The 16294-nt window shown below is 68.3% G+C and carries 13 protein-coding genes; 8 read left to right on the top strand and 5 right to left on the bottom strand.

Annotated elements, in window-relative coordinates:
- Positions 1 to 307: 307 nt before the first annotated feature.
- From lpdA to F3J15_RS17290, 5 genes are all read right to left on the bottom strand, one after another.
- Positions 308 to 1699: a dihydrolipoyl dehydrogenase gene (gene lpdA, locus F3J15_RS17310; protein WP_166892887.1), complete on the bottom strand. Its 1392-nt coding sequence runs from the start codon at positions 1697 to 1699 to the stop codon at positions 308 to 310.
- A gap of 7 nt (positions 1700 to 1706) precedes the next feature.
- On the bottom strand, positions 1707 to 3044 hold the full coding sequence (locus tag F3J15_RS17305) for a dihydrolipoamide acetyltransferase family protein (protein WP_166892885.1): 1338 nt from the start codon (positions 3042 to 3044) through the stop codon (positions 1707 to 1709).
- A 1-nt stretch (position 3045) separates the two neighbouring features.
- Positions 3046 to 4086, bottom strand: a complete 1041-nt coding sequence (locus F3J15_RS17300) for an alpha-ketoacid dehydrogenase subunit beta (RefSeq protein ID WP_043182180.1) — start codon at positions 4084 to 4086, stop codon at positions 3046 to 3048.
- Between the two features lie 2 nt (positions 4087 to 4088).
- A complete protein-coding gene (locus tag F3J15_RS17295) occupies positions 4089 to 5321 on the bottom strand; it encodes a 3-methyl-2-oxobutanoate dehydrogenase (2-methylpropanoyl-transferring) subunit alpha (RefSeq protein WP_089424947.1) in 1233 nt (410 codons plus the stop codon).
- Between the two features lie 510 nt (positions 5322 to 5831).
- Complete coding sequence (locus F3J15_RS17290; protein ID WP_166892882.1) at positions 5832 to 6326, bottom strand: hypothetical protein; 495 nt, start codon at positions 6324 to 6326, stop codon at positions 5832 to 5834.
- 247 nt (positions 6327 to 6573) lie between these two features.
- On the opposite strand from F3J15_RS17290, the gene F3J15_RS17285 reads away from it, so the two are divergent.
- From F3J15_RS17285 to F3J15_RS17250, 8 genes are all read left to right on the top strand, one after another.
- A complete protein-coding gene (locus F3J15_RS17285; RefSeq protein WP_166892879.1) occupies positions 6574 to 8046 on the top strand; it encodes an HD domain-containing phosphohydrolase in 1473 nt (490 codons plus the stop codon).
- A gap of 1022 nt (positions 8047 to 9068) precedes the next feature.
- Entirely contained in the window at positions 9069 to 10094 is a 1026-nt protein-coding gene (locus F3J15_RS17280) for a substrate-binding domain-containing protein (RefSeq protein ID WP_166892876.1), read from the top strand.
- Between the two features lie 75 nt (positions 10095 to 10169).
- Positions 10170 to 11198 carry an ABC transporter substrate-binding protein gene (locus F3J15_RS17275; RefSeq protein WP_166892873.1) on the top strand — a complete coding sequence of 343 codons (1029 nt, stop codon included), beginning with the start codon at positions 10170 to 10172 and terminating at the stop codon, positions 11196 to 11198.
- A gap of 17 nt (positions 11199 to 11215) precedes the next feature.
- Positions 11216 to 12040 (top strand): ABC transporter permease, encoded by an 825-nt coding sequence (locus tag F3J15_RS17270; RefSeq protein ID WP_069247587.1) that lies wholly within the window; start codon positions 11216 to 11218, stop codon positions 12038 to 12040.
- Between the two features lie 10 nt (positions 12041 to 12050).
- Positions 12051 to 12947: an ABC transporter permease subunit gene (locus tag F3J15_RS17265; protein ID WP_166892870.1), complete on the top strand. Its 897-nt coding sequence runs from the start codon at positions 12051 to 12053 to the stop codon at positions 12945 to 12947.
- Between the two features lie 13 nt (positions 12948 to 12960).
- Positions 12961 to 13992: an ABC transporter ATP-binding protein gene (locus tag F3J15_RS17260; protein ID WP_166892867.1), complete on the top strand. Its 1032-nt coding sequence runs from the start codon at positions 12961 to 12963 to the stop codon at positions 13990 to 13992.
- 84 nt (positions 13993 to 14076) lie between these two features.
- Positions 14077 to 14901, top strand: a complete 825-nt coding sequence (locus F3J15_RS17255; RefSeq protein WP_166892864.1) for a phosphodiesterase — start codon at positions 14077 to 14079, stop codon at positions 14899 to 14901.
- A 182-nt stretch (positions 14902 to 15083) separates the two neighbouring features.
- Positions 15084 to 16283, top strand: coding sequence for an MFS transporter (locus tag F3J15_RS17250; RefSeq protein ID WP_166892861.1), 1200 nt, complete (start codon positions 15084 to 15086; stop codon positions 16281 to 16283).
- Positions 16284 to 16294: the final 11 nt, after the last annotated feature.

The raw sequence follows: 16294 nt of genomic DNA, 5'->3' as shown, positions 1-16294 counted from the left end.
ATGCCTGCTTCGCCGGGGTGCGCGCTAGGAGCCGCCCCTGTCTCGACACGCTCGGCGCGACACCTGTCCAGCGCCTGTACGCCTGCGAGAACGACGACATACCGCTGAGTCCCCGGTTCTGCGCGATTTCCTTGATCGACAACCGCCCTTCCGCGATCGGCGCCTGCGCGCGGATCTTGCGCACCGCGCCCGACATGCCCCTGACGCATGCGCCGTCGTCCTGCAACCGGTCGAGCCGGCACTGCAAATGGAAAGCCGCCGATGCGTACGTTACGCATCGGCGGCTTCATGTCACGCGCGATACGCGTCACACATGCAACGCATGCCCGAGCGCACGCAGCGCGGCCTCCTGCAGCGCTTCGCCGAGCGTCGGGTGCGCATGGATCGTGCCACCGATGTCCTCCAGCCGCGCGCCCATCTCCAACGACTGCGAGAACGCGGCAGCCAGTTCCGACACACCGCGCCCGACCGCCTGCCAGCCGACGATCAGATGGTTGTCGCGACGCGCGACGACGCGCACGAAGCCGTCGGTCGCCTGCAGCGTCATCGCGCGCCCGTTCGCCGCGAACGGGAACGACGCACTCACGCAATCGACATCGGCCGCACGCGCATCGTCCGGCGACCAGCCGGCCGTGACGATCTCCGGATCGGTGAAGCACACGGCCGGGATCGACGCGGGCACGAACTTGCGGCGCTTGCCGGCGATCAGTTCGGCCACCATCTCGCCCTGCGCCATCGCACGATGCGCGAGCATCGGCTCGCCGGCGACGTCGCCGATCGCCCAGACGTTGCGCATCGACGTCCGGCATTCGTCGTCGATCCACAGCGCGCGGCCGTTGCGATCGAGCGGCAGCGACTCGAGCCCGAAGCCGTCGACGCGCGGCCGGCGGCCCACCGCCACCAGCACGCGGTCGGCCTGCAGCGTCTGCTCCGCGCCATCGGCGGCCTGCACGCGCACCGCGCCGTGTTCCGCGGGCCCGAGCACCTTGTGGCCAAGCAACAGCCGCACGCCCAGCCGCGCGAGCGAATCGGCAACCGGCCGCGCGAGTTCGGCATCGTAGGCGGGCAGCACGCGCTCCGCCGCTTCGACCACGCTGACGTCGACGCCGAGCTTGCGATAGACGATCCCGAGTTCGAGCCCGATATACCCGGCCCCGACGACGACCAGCCGCTTCGGCAACGTATCGGGCGACAGCGCCTCGGTGGACGACACGACATGCCCGCCGAACGGCATCGACGGCAGTGCGACCGGCTCGGAGCCGGTCGCGAGCAACAGGTGCTCGCAGCTGATGCGCGTCGTGTGGCCGCCGCCGATGACGTCGACGGTCTTGCCGTCGACCACGTGCGCATCGCCGTGCAGCACGCGCACGCCGTTCTTCTTGAGCAGCGCGCCGACCCCGCGCGTCAGCCGGTCGACGATGCCGTCCTTCCATGCGACGCTTTTCGCGATGTCGATCTCGGGCGTGCGCACGCGAATTCCGAGCGCGCCCTCGCCCGCGTGGCCGCGGGCCTGTTCGAATGCGTCGGCCACGTGGATCAGCGCCTTTGACGGAATGCAGCCGATGTTCAGGCACGTGCCGCCGACCCGGTCGCGCTCGACGAGCACGGTCGGAATGCCCAGCTGGCCGGCGCGAATCGCGGCGACGTAGCCGCCCGGGCCGCCGCCGATCACGAGCAGCGTGGTGTGTTCGTTCTTCATTGCGTTATCACTCCACGAACAGCAGTGCCGGGCGCTCGAGCACCGCGCGCACGGCCTGGATGAATTCGGCCGCATCCGCGCCGTCGACGACGCGATGGTCGAACGACGACGACAGGTTCATCATCTTGCGTGCGACGACCGCACCATCGCGGATCATCGGCCGCTCGACGATGCGGTTCACGCCGACGATGCCGACTTCAGGATGATTGATGACCGGCGTCGACACGATGCCGCCGAGCGCGCCGAGGCTCGAAATCGTGATCGTCGAGCCGCTCAGCTCGTCGCGCTGCGCGCGGTTCGCACGCACTGCGTCGGCAAGCCGCGCGATCTCGGCGGAAATCGACCATACGTCCCGCGCTTCCGCATGACGCAGCACGGGCACCGTGAGACCGCCGTCCGTCTGTGTCGCGACGCCCATGTGCACCGCGCCGTAGCGCGTGACGACACCCGCTTCGTCGTCGAAGCGCGCGTTGATCTGCGGGAAGTCGCGCAACGCGATCACCATCGCGCGGATCAGCAGCGGCAGCGGCGTGAGCTTGCCGCGCGTATCGCCATAGCGACGGTTCAGATCCGTCCGCAGCGATTCGAGCTCGGTGACGTCGATCTCCTCGACGTAGCTGAAGTGCGGAATGCGGCGCTTCGCTTCCTGCATCTTGCGTGCGATCGCACGCCGCAAGCCGATCACCGGTACGTCGGTTTCGTCGTTGCGTTCGGCGTAGCCACGCGCGTGTGCTCCGTGTGCTCCGCGCGCCGCACCGCCGCCGGTTCCCGCATACGCATCGAGATCCGCATGCAGGATCCGCCCTGCTTCACCGGTGCCGCGCACATAGCGCAGCTCGATACCCATGTCCCACGCGCGCTGGCGCACCGCCGGCGACGCGAGCGGCCGTTCGCCCGGTGCGAGCGCCGCGCGCGGCGGCTCAACTTTCTCCGCGTGATCGGCATGCTTCGCACGACGCGGCTCCGCGGGTGCGTGCTTCGCAGCCGGCTTGGCGGACGATTCCGCCGGCGCGTCGGCCACCGCCTTCGACGGCGCCGCCGCGACCGGTGCGGTTGCTACCTTTGATTCCCGCACCGGTGCGCCGGCCTTCAGGTTGCCGTCGCCGTCGACCTCGAGTCGGATCAGCTCGCTGCCGACCGCCATCATCTCGCCGATCCGGCCGCCGAGCTCGATCACCTTGCCCGTCACCGGCGACGGAATCTCGACCGCCGCCTTGTCGGTCATCACATCGGCGAGCGGCTGGTCTTCCTTGATCGTCTGCCCGACTTCCACGTGCCAGGCCACCAGCTCGACCTCGGCAATCCCTTCGCCGATATCCGGCATCTTGATGACATGAATCCCCATCTCACGCCTCCATCACGCGTCGCAACGCTTCACCGACCCGGGCCGGGCCCGGAAAGTACGCCCACTCCTGCGCATGCGGATACGGCGTATCCCAGCCCGTCGTGCGCTCGACCGGCGCCTCGAGGTGGTAGAAGCAATGTTCCTGGACCAGCGACACCAGTTCCGCACCGTAGCCGCAGGTGCGCGTCGCCTCGTGCACCACGACGCAGCGCCCGGTCTTGCGCACCGACGCGACGATCGTGTCGAGGTCGAGCGGCCACAGCGTGCGCAGGTCGATCACCTCCGCATCGATGCCCGTCTCCTCGGCCGCGGCGAGCGACACGTGCACCGTCGTGCCGTAGGTCAGCACCGTCACGTCGTTGCCGGGGCGCACCACGGCGGCCGTATCGAGCGGCACCGTGTAGTAGCCCTCCGGCACCGCGCTTGCCGGATGCTTGAGCCACGACGTGACCGGCCGATCGTGATGGCCGTCGAACGGCCCGTTGTACAGCCGTTTCGGTTCGAGGAAGATCACCGGATCGTCGTTCTCGATCGATGCGATCAGCAGCCCCTTCGCGTCGTACGGATTCGACGGCATCACCGTGCGCAGCCCGCACACCTGCGTGAACATCGCCTCCGGGCTCTGGCTGTGCGTCTGGCCGCCGTAGATGCCGCCGCCGCAGGGCATGCGGATCGTCATCGGCGCGATGAACTGGCCGGCCGAGCGATAGCGCAGCCGCGCGCCTTCCGACACGATCTGGTCCGACGCCGGATAGAAATAGTCGGCGAACTGGATCTCGCACACCGGGCGCAGCCCGTATGCGCCCATCCCCACCGCCGCGCCGACGATCCCGCTTTCGGAGATCGGCGCGTCGAACACGCGCGACTTGCCGTATTTGTTCTGCAGTCCTTCGGTACAGCGGAACACGCCGCCGAAATAGCCGACGTCCTGCCCGAACACGACCACGTCACTGTCGCGCCCGAGCATCACGTCCATCGCCGAGCGCAGCGCCTGGATCATCGTCATCGGCTGCGTTGCCGTGCCTGTCTCTTGTTGCGCCATGATCACGCTCCCAGTTCCTGGCGCTGACGGCGCAGGTGCGCGGGCAGCTCCTTGTACACGTCGTCGAACATCGAAGCCGGCGACGGAATCCGGTCGTCGGCCAGCGTGCCGAATTTCTCCGCTTCCTTCTGCGCGGCAATTACCTCGGCCTCGAGCTCGGCCGTCAACGCTTCGTGCGCGCTGTCGGACCAGATGCCCTTGACGATCAGGTGGCGCTTGAAGCGTTCGATCGGATCGCCGAGCGGGAAATGGGACCAGTCGTCGCTCGGACGGTACTTGGTCGGATCGTCCGACGTCGAGTGCGCACCCGCGCGGTAGGTCACCCACTCGATCAGCGTCGGCCCGAGATTGCGGCGCGCGCGTTCGGCCGCCCAGCTCGACGCCGCGTAGATCGCGAGGAAGTCGTTGCCGTCGACGCGCAGCGACGCGATCCCGCAGCCGACGCCGCGCCCGGCGAAGGTCGTGCCCTCGCCGCCCGCGATCGCCTGGAACGTCGAGATCGCCCACTGGTTGTTGACGACGTTCAGCACGACCGGCGCGCGGTACACGTGCGCGAACGTGAGCGCGGTATGGAAGTCGGATTCGGCCGTCGCGCCGTCGCCGATCCACGCGGATGCGATCTTCGTGTCGCCCTTGATCGCCGACGCCATCGCCCAGCCGACCGCCTGGATGAACTGCGTCGCGAGGTTGCCGGAAATGGAGAAGAAGCCCGCGTCGCGGTCCGAATACATCACGGGGAGCTGGCGGCCTTTCAGCGGATCGCCCTCGTTCGACATCAGCTGGCAGATCATCCGCTCGAGCGGGACGTCGCGCGTGATCAGGATGCTCTGCTGCCGGTAGGTCGGGAAGCACATGTCGCCGTCGCGCAGCGCCATCGTGTGCGCGGTGCCGATCGCCTCTTCGCCGAGGCTCAACATGTAGAAGGAGATTTTCTTCTGACGCTGCGCGATCATCATGCGTGCGTCGAAAATGCGGGTCTTGAGCATCGCGCGCAGGCCGGCGATCAGCCGCGCATCGTCGAGATCCGGCGCCCACGGGCCGACGGCCTTGCCGCTGTCGTCGAGCACGCGCACGAGGCTGCGGGCGAGATCGGCGGTGTCCGCCGCGGCAACGTCGATCGGCGGGCGGCGAACCGCACCGGCCGGCGATAGATGCAGATAGGAAAAGTCCGTCTTGCAGCCCGGGCGCCCGGTGGGCTCCGGCACATGCAGACGCAATGGCTCTGACAGGCTCATCGTGTCGTCTCCACGCTCGATTGTGTCTCACGCTATTTGGGAACGCGCGGCCGGTTGCCGGCCTGCGCGCTGACTGGCGTGCGGATAGGCACGTCAATCTATTAAATTTAGGCAATATGGGGCCAGCCGTCGATGACCAACCCGCTCGACTGCGGTGAGCATATTTGCCATGTCAGGTGCGGGAGAGCGGCCATGCGGGCGCCAGCCGGTGCTCGGGCGTTGCCATGCCGGGGCGAACCGGGGCCTGACGGGAATTTGCGGGTGCCGCTACGACCCATGCCGGGCGAAGACCGGATGTGCCGGACGGTGCCGGCATGCCGCGCCCAATCGGGCGGCAGTCGATATCAGGAGAATGTCGATCGCGGACGAACGCCACCGATCGCCATGTTTCGGGCGGGTTGCGTGCGCTGATCGACAGGGTGCGGGTTCGGCCGGCAGGTGCCGCCCCGGAAAGCGGCACGGCCGGGCGCGCCGAGCAATGATGCGACACGGCGCCCGCTTTCCGCACGTTCAGATGCGGCTGCGGTACGACCGAAGCCGCACGAGCTGCAGCACCGATCCAAGCACGAAGATGCCCAGCCACGCGGCGAGCGACCCGCGCACGAGGGGGGATGCGGGGCCATTGGCAAGCGGGTGACCGATCGGCAGCCGCGTCAGCGTCTCGTTGATCCCGGGAACCAGCAACAGAAAGAAGCTGAACGAGAAGGCGAACTGGGCCAGGTACGGCCGTGCACGCCCCAGCGCTTCAATGCGCGGCACGAGGAGCCCGCCCGATATCGCGATCAGCGCCAGGATGCCGAGTGCATGCCCGGCATTGAAGCTACCGGTACTGGACAAGCCGAACGACGTGAACACGGATATCACCATGCCTGCGACGTAAATCCTGGCGGACCGGGTCGCGTTGTCGATCTTCTGGTACCGGGCGAAGCTGTAGAGCCCCGCGCCGAACGTCACCAGGCTGACGAGGGTGTGACCGGCACCCAAGGCGGAAATGGGATGAGGCATAAGACGACGACTCCTTCTGACAATGTGGGCCCCGGTCGCCGCGACTCGGCGACACCGGCGGCGCAAGGAAGCATTCGTGTGGCGTTGCATGTCGCTTGCCCCACTTGCAGCCAGATTGTCCCGATCGTTCGCGCCCTCCGGGATCGGTCAAATGACCGACCCCGGGCAGCGTCATGCAACGGGGCGCACGCGCCCGCGTCGCGTATGATCGTTCGCTCGTCCCTGCGTTTTTTCCAAGCCGAGCCCGATGTTCGACGCCGAAGCCAGCCACGCCGCACTGCGCATATTCGATTCCGTGAGGGCCATCGCCTTCATCGGCGATCTGAGCATGGGACAGCCGACCGACCATTCGCTTCGCACCGCGTGGCTGGGTGTACGACTCGCGGACGCGGCCGGACTGGGCGCATCGGCGTGCGATACGGTTCGCGAGGTGTCGCTGCTTCGCTGGTCGGGTTGTACAGCGAACGCAGCAGGGTTCGCGCAGGTGTTCGGCGACGACATCGCGATCCGCACGGCGATGCTCGAGAACCGGCCCGGCATGGCCGAGGCAATCGGAGGCGCCGCCGCCTCGATGACGCAACTCGCGCGGATTCACTGCGAAGTCGCCGGCGAGGTCGCGCACATACTCGGGCTCTCGACGGCGACCGAAGCGGCGCTGCGTCACATTTTCGAAGCCTGGGACGGCAGCGGCTTCCCTGCGCAGCTCGCACGCGAACGCGTGCCCGCAGCCGTGCCGGTCGTCGCGCTTGCCGGCGATCTGGAAGTGCTGGGTCGCACGTATGGCGTCGAGCGGGCACTGGGACTGATCGGGCAGCGCGCCGACTCGCGGTATCCGTCGCACCTCGTCGCGACGACGATACGTCACGCGCAAGCCTGGCTGACGGAACTGGAACGCACGTCGCCGGCCGAGTTCGACATCGCACTGGCGACCTCCGACATGCAACGGATGACTTCCGCCGAACTGATCGCCGACATCGTCGACCTGAAAGTGCCGTGGATGACGGGTTTTTCGCGTGCGGTCGCCGTGACGGCGGCCGGGTGTCACGCGCAACTCAAAGCGGATGACGCCGGGCGTTCGCTCGTCTACCAGGCCGGACTGATTCACGGCATCGGCAGGGCCGCCGTACCCAACGACATCTGGAACCTGCCTACGGCGCTGCCGGTAAGCGCGTGGGAGAAGGTTCGGCTGGTACCGTACTGGACGGAGCGCGCCGGCAAACAGTCCGGCGCGCTGCGCCATGCCACGCTGCTGGCATCGCATGCTTACGAACGGCTGGACGGTTCGGGGTATTTTCGCGGTGCGCACGCGCCTGCACTGACGCTGGAAGCGCGCGTGCTGGCGGCATCCGTCGCGTGGGTCGCATTGCGATCGCCGCGACCGTGGCGTGCCGCGCTGACCGACGACGCGGCTGCCCGTCTGTTGCAGGACGAGGTCGCACACGGCCGGCTATGCGGCGAAGCGGTCGGTGTGCTGACGTCGGCGGGCACCGCCGTCGCCAGACGCGTATCCAGAAGTGCACCGTCCGGTGCCGGCCTGTCCGGGCGAGAGATCGACGTGCTGCGCGTGATCTCGCGCGGCGCGAGCAACAAGGAGGCCGCGCGGGAATTGACCATCAGTCCGAGCACGGTGCGCACGCACATCGAGAGCGTGTTCCGCAAGCTCGGATGCTCGACGCGCGCGGCAGCGACGCTCAAGGCGTCGGCGATGGGCCTGATCTGAATGACGCATCAGGCGGACGGTGGAACGCTCGGGGCACGAGGCGACGCGCTTTCGCATCGACACGTCGCGCACGCGCAATCTGACCTTCATGCGCGAGGGGGTGATTCGTAGGGATCGCGTCGCTTCACGGTGCGACGTTTTCGTTGCGTGGTGGGGTTCGCGGCGTCGTCAGGAGGCGCGCGTTCCACCATGCGTCGGTGATGAGTCGGCGTGACGCGGCCGCGGACCAACCTGCCCGTCCATTTGACGAGTCGCTGATGGCGGTGGCGTCGCCGTTCGGTCGTCGGTAATCACACCCGATGCCACGCCACAAAAACAAAAAACCCGCGAGCACATGGCTTCTCGCGGGCTTTCTTCCCTTCATCGAATCGCGATGAAGCGATCGTGGTGCCGGGGACCGGACTCGAACCGGCAAGCCAGTTAAGGCGGCGGATTTTCGTCACACTGCTTCTTTCAAAGCCGGCGTCGCGTGCGCGATGCCGTTCGTGCGCTGGACTATGCCTTCACCGTCGCGCGCGGGCGTGCCTGCTGCCCGTGCGCCTTAGGCGCCCCCCGTCTAGTCTCTACACCTTCCTCGCGGATGCCGCGAGGCTTGGCTCGGCGTTGCCTCGATGCGCGCATCAGGGGTTTCGCCGAATTTGAAGGGTTCTGCACCGACCGTTTCCGACCGGGCACTCAATCGTTTAAGTCCGCTATGTTTACCAATTTCATCACCCCGGCAAGAGGGCGGACGCGATTCTACCATTGCTTGCGCATGCGTTCCCTTATTCCGCGGCGCTGCACCACGCCCCCCACCGCCGCACGGCATCCTCCTGTGTCGTCGGCGCCCACACACCGCCCCCCAACGATTTCCTCCCGCACTGCAGCATCCCCGATACAATCAAGTCTGCGTCGTCCGACGGCCCTATCCGTCAGACGTTTGTGTCGTGTTTTTTGCGAAACAAGCGTCGCCCGCGTCATCGCGAAGTCACATTGGTTTTCGATAATTCCCCCGGCCGAAAACGTTTACATCGCAAGATTTCATGACCTCCACCATCAAGGACGTCGCTGCCCTCGCGGGCTTCTCGATCGCCACCGTCTCGCGTGCGATCAACGCCCCGCATACCGTCAGCCCCGCCACGCTGCAATCGATCCGCACCGCGATCGACACGCTGCAGTTCCGCCCGAGCCCGCTCGGCCGGCAACTGCGCGGCGAGCGCACGCGCCTCGTCGGCGTCGTCGTGCCGACGTTGTCGAACCCCGTGTTCACCGACTGCCTGCAAGGCATCGACGAGCTCGCGACCGCGGCCGGCTTCAAGCTGATCCTGATGACGACCGAATACGACGCGGCGCGCGAGCGCCACGCGATCGAGACGCTGCGCGAGCAGCGCGTCGAAGGGCTGATCCTCACCGTCGCCGATGCGGATACCCACCCGCTGCTCGACATGCTCGACCACGACGGCCCGCACTACGTGCTGATGCACAACGACACGCAGCGCCGCCCGTCGGTCTCGGTCGACAACCGCAGTGCCGCGTATGACGGCGTGCGGCTGCTGACCGCGCGCGGCCACCGCCGCGTGCTGATGCTGGCCGGCTCGCTCGCCGCGTCGGATCGCGCACGCCAGCGTCATCTCGGCTATGCGCAGGCACTCGAGGAAATCGGCGTTGCCACGCTGCCGCCGGTCGAAGTCGACTTCAACGCGCCCGAGCTGCCCGATGCGGTGCTCGCGCATCTCACCGCGCACGCGACGCGGCCGACCGCCCTCTTCTGCAGCAACGACCTGCTCGCGATGGTCGTGATGCGCGGCCTGCGCCGCGCGGGCTTCTCGGTTCCCGACGACCTGTCGGTGCTCGGCTTTGACGGGATCGCGATCGGCGAACTGCTCGCGCCGCCGCTCGCGAGCGTCGCGACGCCGAACCGCGACATCGGCCGCCACGCGTGGCAGCGTCTCGTCGAATGCATCGGCGGCGCAGCGATCGACCGCACGTCGCTGATCCTGCCGCACGTGGTGCGCGACGGCGCGACGGTCGCCTCGCCGGCCACCGACCTGCAATTGCGCAAGGCCTGAACGCGCGCCGCCACACACGTACACACGCACGCCACCACACCACCCCAGCGCCTCACCCTCGCCCGGAGATCTACAGTGTCCTTTCGCCTGACCTCGCTGCTGCGCGCGTTTGCCGCGCCGCTCGCCTGCGCCGCGCTCCTCGCCGGCGCGCCCGCCGCCCACGCCGACGAAACGGCGATCTGCTACAACTGCCCGCCGGAATGGGCCGACTGGGCCGCGCAGATCGCGGCGATCAAGCAGAAGACCGGCATCCGCGTGCCGTTCGACAACAAGAACTCGGGCCAGTCGATCGCGCAGCTGATCGCCGAGCAGAAGAGCCCGGTCGCCGACGTGGTCTACCTCGGCGTGTCGTCGGCGTTCCAGGCGAAGGACAAGGGCGTGATCGCGCCGTACAAGCCCGCGCACTGGAACGACATCCCCGCGAACCTGAAGGATCCGCAAGGCTACTGGTTCGCGATCCATTCGGGCACGCTCGGCTTCTTCGTGAACAAGGACGCGCTCGACGGCAAGCCGGTGCCGCGCTCGTGGGCCGATCTGCTGAAGCCGGAATACAAGGGCATGGTCGGCTATCTCGATCCGTCGAGTGCGTTCGTCGGCTATGCGAGCGCGGTGGCCGTGAACCAGGCGCTCGGCGGCAGCCTCGACAACTTCAAGCCGGCACTCGACTGGTTCAGGAAGCTGAAGGCGAACGCACCGATCGTGCCGAAGCAGACCGCGTATGCGCGCGTGCTGTCCGGCGAGATTCCGATCCTGCTCGATTACGACTTCGACGCGTATCGCGCGAAGTACAAGGACAGCGCGAACGTCGAGTTCGTGATTCCGAAGGAAGGCACGATCGCGGTGCCGTACGTGATGAGTCTCGTGAAGGGCGCCCCGCACGACGCGAACGGCAAGAAGGTGCTCGACTTCGTGTTGTCGGACGAAGGCCAGAAGCTGTGGGCCAACGCGTACCTGCGTCCGGTGCGCGCGCAGACGCTCGGCGCCGACATCGCGTCGAAGTTCCTGCCGGCAAGCGAATATGCGCGTGCGAAACCGGTCGACTTCGGCAAGATGGCAGCCGGTCAGCAGGCATTCGGCCAGCAATACCTGCAAGTCATGCAGTAAGCGGCCGGACATCATCGATGCTTGACCTGACTTTCCCGCTGCGCTGGCGCGTCGCGCTCGTCGCGCCGGCGCTCGCGGTGTTCGCCGCCTTCTGGCTGCTGCCGATGGCGGCACTCGTGCAGGTGTCCGCCGACGGCGCGTTCTTCTCGCACTACGCGGCGCTGCTCGGCAATGCACGCTACATGAAGAGCCTCGGCGAGACCATCGCGCTGTCCGCGGGCGTCACGCTCGCGACGCTCGCGCTGTCGACGATCTCGGGCCTCCTGCTCGCACGCCGCGAATTCGCGGGCAAGCGCGTGCTGCTCGCGCTGCTCACGTTCCCGCTCGCGTTCCCGGGCGTCGTCGTCGGCTTCATGGTGATCATGCTCGCCGGCCGGCAGGGGCTGATCGGGATGCTGTCCGCGAAGCTCACCGGCGACAAGTGGGTATTCGCATACTCGGTCGCGGGCCTGTTCATCGGCTACCTGTACTTCTCGATTCCGCGCGTGATCGTCACCGTGATCGCGGCGGCGTCCAAGCTCGACGCGTCGCTCGAGGAAGCCGCGCGTTCGCTCGGCGCGTCGCCGTGGCGCATCTTCGTCGACATCGTGCTGCCCGCGCTCGCGCCAGGCCTGATCGCGGCCGGCGCGATCTGCTTCGCGACCGCGATGGGCGCGTTCGGCACCGCGTTCACGCTCGCCACCGACCTGAACGTGCTGCCGATGACGATCTATACCGAGTTCACGCTGAACGCGAACATCGCAACGGCGGCCGGCCTGTCGATCGTGCTCGGCATCGTCACCTGGGCCGTGCTCGCACTCGCACGCCGCTTCACCGGCCACACCGCCGCCGCCGCGGCCTGAGGATTTCCGCATGCAATCGCTTTCCGGCTCTTCCGCGCCGTCGCCGGCCCCCGCTCCCGCGCAGGCGAACGGCGTCGCCCGCCGCGCACCGCGCGTCACCGGCGCACGCGCGATCGCCACGCTGCAATGGGGCGTCACGCTGCTGCTGTGCGCGTTCCTGATCGTGCCCGTCGTGATGTCGGTGCTCGCGGGCCTCACCGTCAACTATTTCCGCGGCCTGTCGAGCGGCCTCACGCTGCGCTGGCTCGAGCAGGTGTGGCAGCAGTATCACGGCTCGGTCGCGCTGTCGCTCTATGTCGCGTTCGCGACGCTCGCGATCGTGCTCGCCGTCGGCGTGCCGGCCGGCTATGCGCTCGCGCGCAGCAAGAGCCGCGCCGCGCGCGCGATCGAGGAGGCGCTCGTGCTGCCGGTCGCACTGCCCGGCCTCGCGTCGGCGCTCGCGCTGCTGGTCGTGTACGGCGGCTTCACCGCGTTCCGGATGAGCCTGTGGTTCATCGTCGTCGGCCACGTCGTGTTCACGCTGCCGTTCATGGTGCGCGCGGTGGCGGCCGTCGCGGCCGGCGCCGACCTGCGCACGCTCGAGGAAGGCGCGGCCAGCCTCGGCGCGTCGTTCGTCACGCGCTTCGTCACGATCGTGCTGCCGAACCTGCGCCCCGGCATCGTCGCAGGTGCGCTCGCGGTGCTCACGCTGTCGATCGGCGAATTCAACCTCACGTGGATGCTGCATACGCCCGACACCAAGACGCTGCCGGTCGGCCTCGCCGATACGTATGCGTCGCTGCGCCTCGAAGTCGGCAGCGCGTACACGATCCTGTTCCTGCTGATGACGCTGCCGCTGCTCGTCGCGATGCAGTGGCTCGGCGTCGATCCGTCCGGCACGCGGGCACTCAAGAAGCGCCCGCGCTGAATTTCTCGCAGACATGAAACTCGATTCCACTCCCATCACCCTGACCCGCTGCGCGAAGACGTTCCGCGGCACGCGCGTGCTCGAACCGCTCGACCTGTCGATCGGCGCGGGCGAAACGCTCGTGCTGCTCGGGCCGTCGGGTTGCGGCAAGACCACGACGCTGCGCCTGATCGCGGGCCTCGACACGCCGGACGCCGGCGGCACGATCGCATTCGGCAATGACGACGTGACCGCGCTGCCGATCGAGCGCCGGCAGGTCGGCATGGTGTTCCAGAACTACGCGCTGTTTCCGAACCTGACGGTGCGCGGCAACGTCGGCTACGGGCTGAAGATCCGCAAGACCGAGCCGCGCGCGCTGCGCGAACGTGTCGACGAGTTGCTCGCGATGATGCGGCTCGACGCGCATGCGGACAAGCCGATCGACCAGTTGTCGGGCGGCCAGCGCCAGCGCGTCGCACTGGCCCGCGCACTGGCGGTGCGGCCACGCGTGCTGCTGCTCGACGAGCCGCTGACCGCGCTCGACGCGAAGCTGCGCGACACGCTGCGTCGCGAGATGAATACGCTGCTGCGCGAACTCGGCGTGACGACGGTCTACGTGACGCACGACCAGGCCGAAGCGATGGAGCTCGGCGACCGGATCGTCGTGATGGGCGCGGGCCGCATCGAGCAGATCGGCACGCCGCGCGACATCTACTACCACCCGGCGAACCGCACGGTCGCGCAGTTCATCGGCACGCTGAACCGGCTCGCCGGGCAATGGCGCGACGGCACGCTGGTGACCACGGGCGGCGCGATCGCGACGCCGCACGCCGCCGACGAGTGGTTCTTCCGCCCCGAGGATGCGCAACTCGCCGATCCCGGCCACGCGCCGCTGCGCGGTGCCGTCAGTGCGTGCGCGTTCCTCGGCGAGCGTACGCGGCTCACGATCGAGCATGCGGCCCCCGACGCGCTCGTGATCGACGTGCCGGGCCGCATCGCGCTCGCACGCGGCACGGCCGTCGGCCTCACGATCGCGCCGGAAGGCCTGATCGCGCTCGGCGCCTGATCCGTCATTCCGGCATCATTCATGCAGCACCCCACCGCGGCGCACGACGCCGCGACAACAATCAGACAATTCCGAGGAACGACGATGCTGCTTGCTCAAATCAGCGATCTCCACATCAAGCGTCCGGGACAGCTCGCGTACCGGCGCGTCGACACCGCGGCCGCGCTCACGCGCTGCATCGAAAAACTGAATGCGCTCGTGCCGCGCCCCGACGCGGTGCTCGTCACCGGCGACCTGACCGATTTCGGCCACGACGACGAGTACGGCAACCTGCGCGGGCTGCTCGCCGCGCTCGAGATTCCGTACTACCTGATGATCGGCAATCACGACGATCGCGCCGGGCTGCGCCACGCGTTCGCCGATCGCGCCGAACTGCAGGACGGCGAATTCGTGCAGTACGCGCTCGACGTCGGCGCGGTGCGCGTGCTGGCGCTCGATTCGCAGGTGCCGGGCGCAAGCCATGGCGACCTGTGTGACGCACGGCTCGCGTGGCTCGCCGCGCAGCTCGACGCGGCGCGCGACCGCCCCGTGATCGTCGCGCTGCATCACCCGCCGTTCGCGTCGGGAATCGGCCACATGGACAAGCTGCGCCTCGCGCCGGCCGCCGCCGCGAAACTCGACGCGCTGCTGCGCGGCCATCCGAACGTCGAGCGCGTGCTGTGCGGCCACGTGCATCGCACGATGTTCACGCGCTTCGGCGGCACGCTCGCAGCCGCGGTGCCGTCGCCCGCGCATCAGGTCGCATTCGACCTGCGGACCGATGCGCCCTCCGCGTTCCGGCTCGAACCGCCGGCCTTCGCGGTCCATCGCTATACGCCCGATACGGGGATGACGTCGCATCACGTGTATGTCGATGAAGGGGCCGGGCCTTATCCGTTCTATGAACCGACGGGTGAGCTGGTCGACTGACGGGTTGACGCACGCACGATGACGGACAGCGGCCGGCTGGTTACACCGGTTTGGCCGATTTGCCCCGCCCGGCAGGATTCCCGTCGCTCCGGTATGATCGGCAGCCTCGACGGCGCCCTGCCCGCCTGCGCACCCGACGCGTGCGCCGCGCGCTGCGCCGCCCCACTTCCGTTCGCGCAGCCATGTCCACCGCCTCCACCGACCGTCCGGCCGACGCCGCCTCGCCCCACTATTCGCGCAGCCTGCTGTTGCTGCTCGCGACGATCGCCGGTGTGTCCGTCGCGAACATCTACTACAACCAGCCGCTGCTCGACAGCTTCCGCTCGGCGTTTCCCGACGGCGCTTCGTGGATCGGCGCGGTGCCGACCGCGACGCAGCTCGGCTATGCGGCCGGCATGTTCCTGCTCGCGCCGCTCGGCGACCGCTTCGACCGCCGCGGGCTGATCCTGATGCAGATCGCGGGCCTGTCGATCGCGCTGATCGTCGCGGCCACCGCGCCGTCGCTGGCCGTGCTCGCCGTCGCGAGCCTCGCGATCGGTATTCTCGCGACCATCGCGCAACAGGCCGTGCCGTTCGCCGCCGAGATCGCGCCGCCCGCCGAACGCGGGCACGCGGTCGGCACCGTGATGAGCGGCCTGCTGCTCGGCATCCTGCTCGCGCGAACGGCCGCCGGCTTCGTCGCCGAGTATTTCGGCTGGCGCGCGGTGTTCGCCGCGTCGGTCGCGGCGCTCGTCGCGCTCGCCGCCGTAATCGTGCTGCGGCTGCCGCGCAGCTCGCCGACGTCGACGCTGTCGTACGGCAAGCTGCTCGGTTCGATGTGGCATCTGGCGGTCGAATTGCGCGGGCTGCGCGAGGCATCGCTGACGGGTGCCGCGCTGTTCGCGGCATTCAGCGCGTTCTGGCCCGTGCTGACGCTGCTGCTCGCCGGCGCGCCGTTCCATCTCGGCCCGCAGGCAGCCGGCCTGTTCGGGATCGTCGGGGCGGCGGGCGCGCTCGCGGCACCGTACGCGGGCCGCTTCGCGGACAAGCGCGGCCCGCGCACGATCATCTCGCTCGCGATCGCGCTTCTCGCGCTGTCGTTCGTGATCTTCGCGCTGTCGGGTTCGAGCCTCGTCGGGCTCGTGATCGGCGTGATCGTGCTGGACGTCGGCGTGCAGGCCGCGCAGATCTCGAACCAGTCGCGCATCTATGCGCTGAAGCCCGAGGCGCGCAGCCGCGTCAACACGGTGTACATGGTGTGCTATTTCATCGGCGGCGCACTCGGCTCGTCGGCCGGCGTCGCCGCATGGCACGCGTTCGGCTGGATCGGCATGTGCACGACCGGGCTGGTGTTCACCGCGCTCGGGGGCTGGTTCCACCATCGCGGCGGCCGGCGCGACTGAGCGCGACCGGC

The organism is Burkholderia sp. Ap-955 (genome assembly GCF_011753045.1).
GTDB lineage: Bacteria > Pseudomonadota > Gammaproteobacteria > Burkholderiales > Burkholderiaceae > Burkholderia > Burkholderia lata_D.
Note: the sequence above shows the minus strand (reverse complement) of the source record. Positions and strands in the feature narration are given on the sequence as shown.

Coding starts and splice junctions, on each gene's coding strand:
- lpdA (WP_166892887.1), bottom strand. CDS start 1,699: ATGAAGAACGAACACACCACGCTGCTCGTGATCGGCGGCGGCCCGGGC.
- F3J15_RS17305 (WP_166892885.1), bottom strand. CDS start 3,044: ATGGGGATTCATGTCATCAAGATGCCGGATATCGGCGAAGGGATTGCC.
- F3J15_RS17300 (WP_043182180.1), bottom strand. CDS start 4,086: ATGGCGCAACAAGAGACAGGCACGGCAACGCAGCCGATGACGATGATC.
- F3J15_RS17295 (WP_089424947.1), bottom strand. CDS start 5,321: ATGAGCCTGTCAGAGCCATTGCGTCTGCATGTGCCGGAGCCCACCGGG.
- F3J15_RS17290 (WP_166892882.1), bottom strand. CDS start 6,326: ATGCCTCATCCCATTTCCGCCTTGGGTGCCGGTCACACCCTCGTCAGC.
- F3J15_RS17285 (WP_166892879.1), top strand. CDS start 6,574: ATGTTCGACGCCGAAGCCAGCCACGCCGCACTGCGCATATTCGATTCC.
- F3J15_RS17280 (WP_166892876.1), top strand. CDS start 9,069: ATGACCTCCACCATCAAGGACGTCGCTGCCCTCGCGGGCTTCTCGATC.
- F3J15_RS17270 (WP_069247587.1), top strand. CDS start 11,216: ATGCTTGACCTGACTTTCCCGCTGCGCTGGCGCGTCGCGCTCGTCGCG.
- F3J15_RS17265 (WP_166892870.1), top strand. CDS start 12,051: ATGCAATCGCTTTCCGGCTCTTCCGCGCCGTCGCCGGCCCCCGCTCCC.
- F3J15_RS17260 (WP_166892867.1), top strand. CDS start 12,961: ATGAAACTCGATTCCACTCCCATCACCCTGACCCGCTGCGCGAAGACG.
- F3J15_RS17255 (WP_166892864.1), top strand. CDS start 14,077: ATGCTGCTTGCTCAAATCAGCGATCTCCACATCAAGCGTCCGGGACAG.
- F3J15_RS17250 (WP_166892861.1), top strand. CDS start 15,084: ATGTCCACCGCCTCCACCGACCGTCCGGCCGACGCCGCCTCGCCCCAC.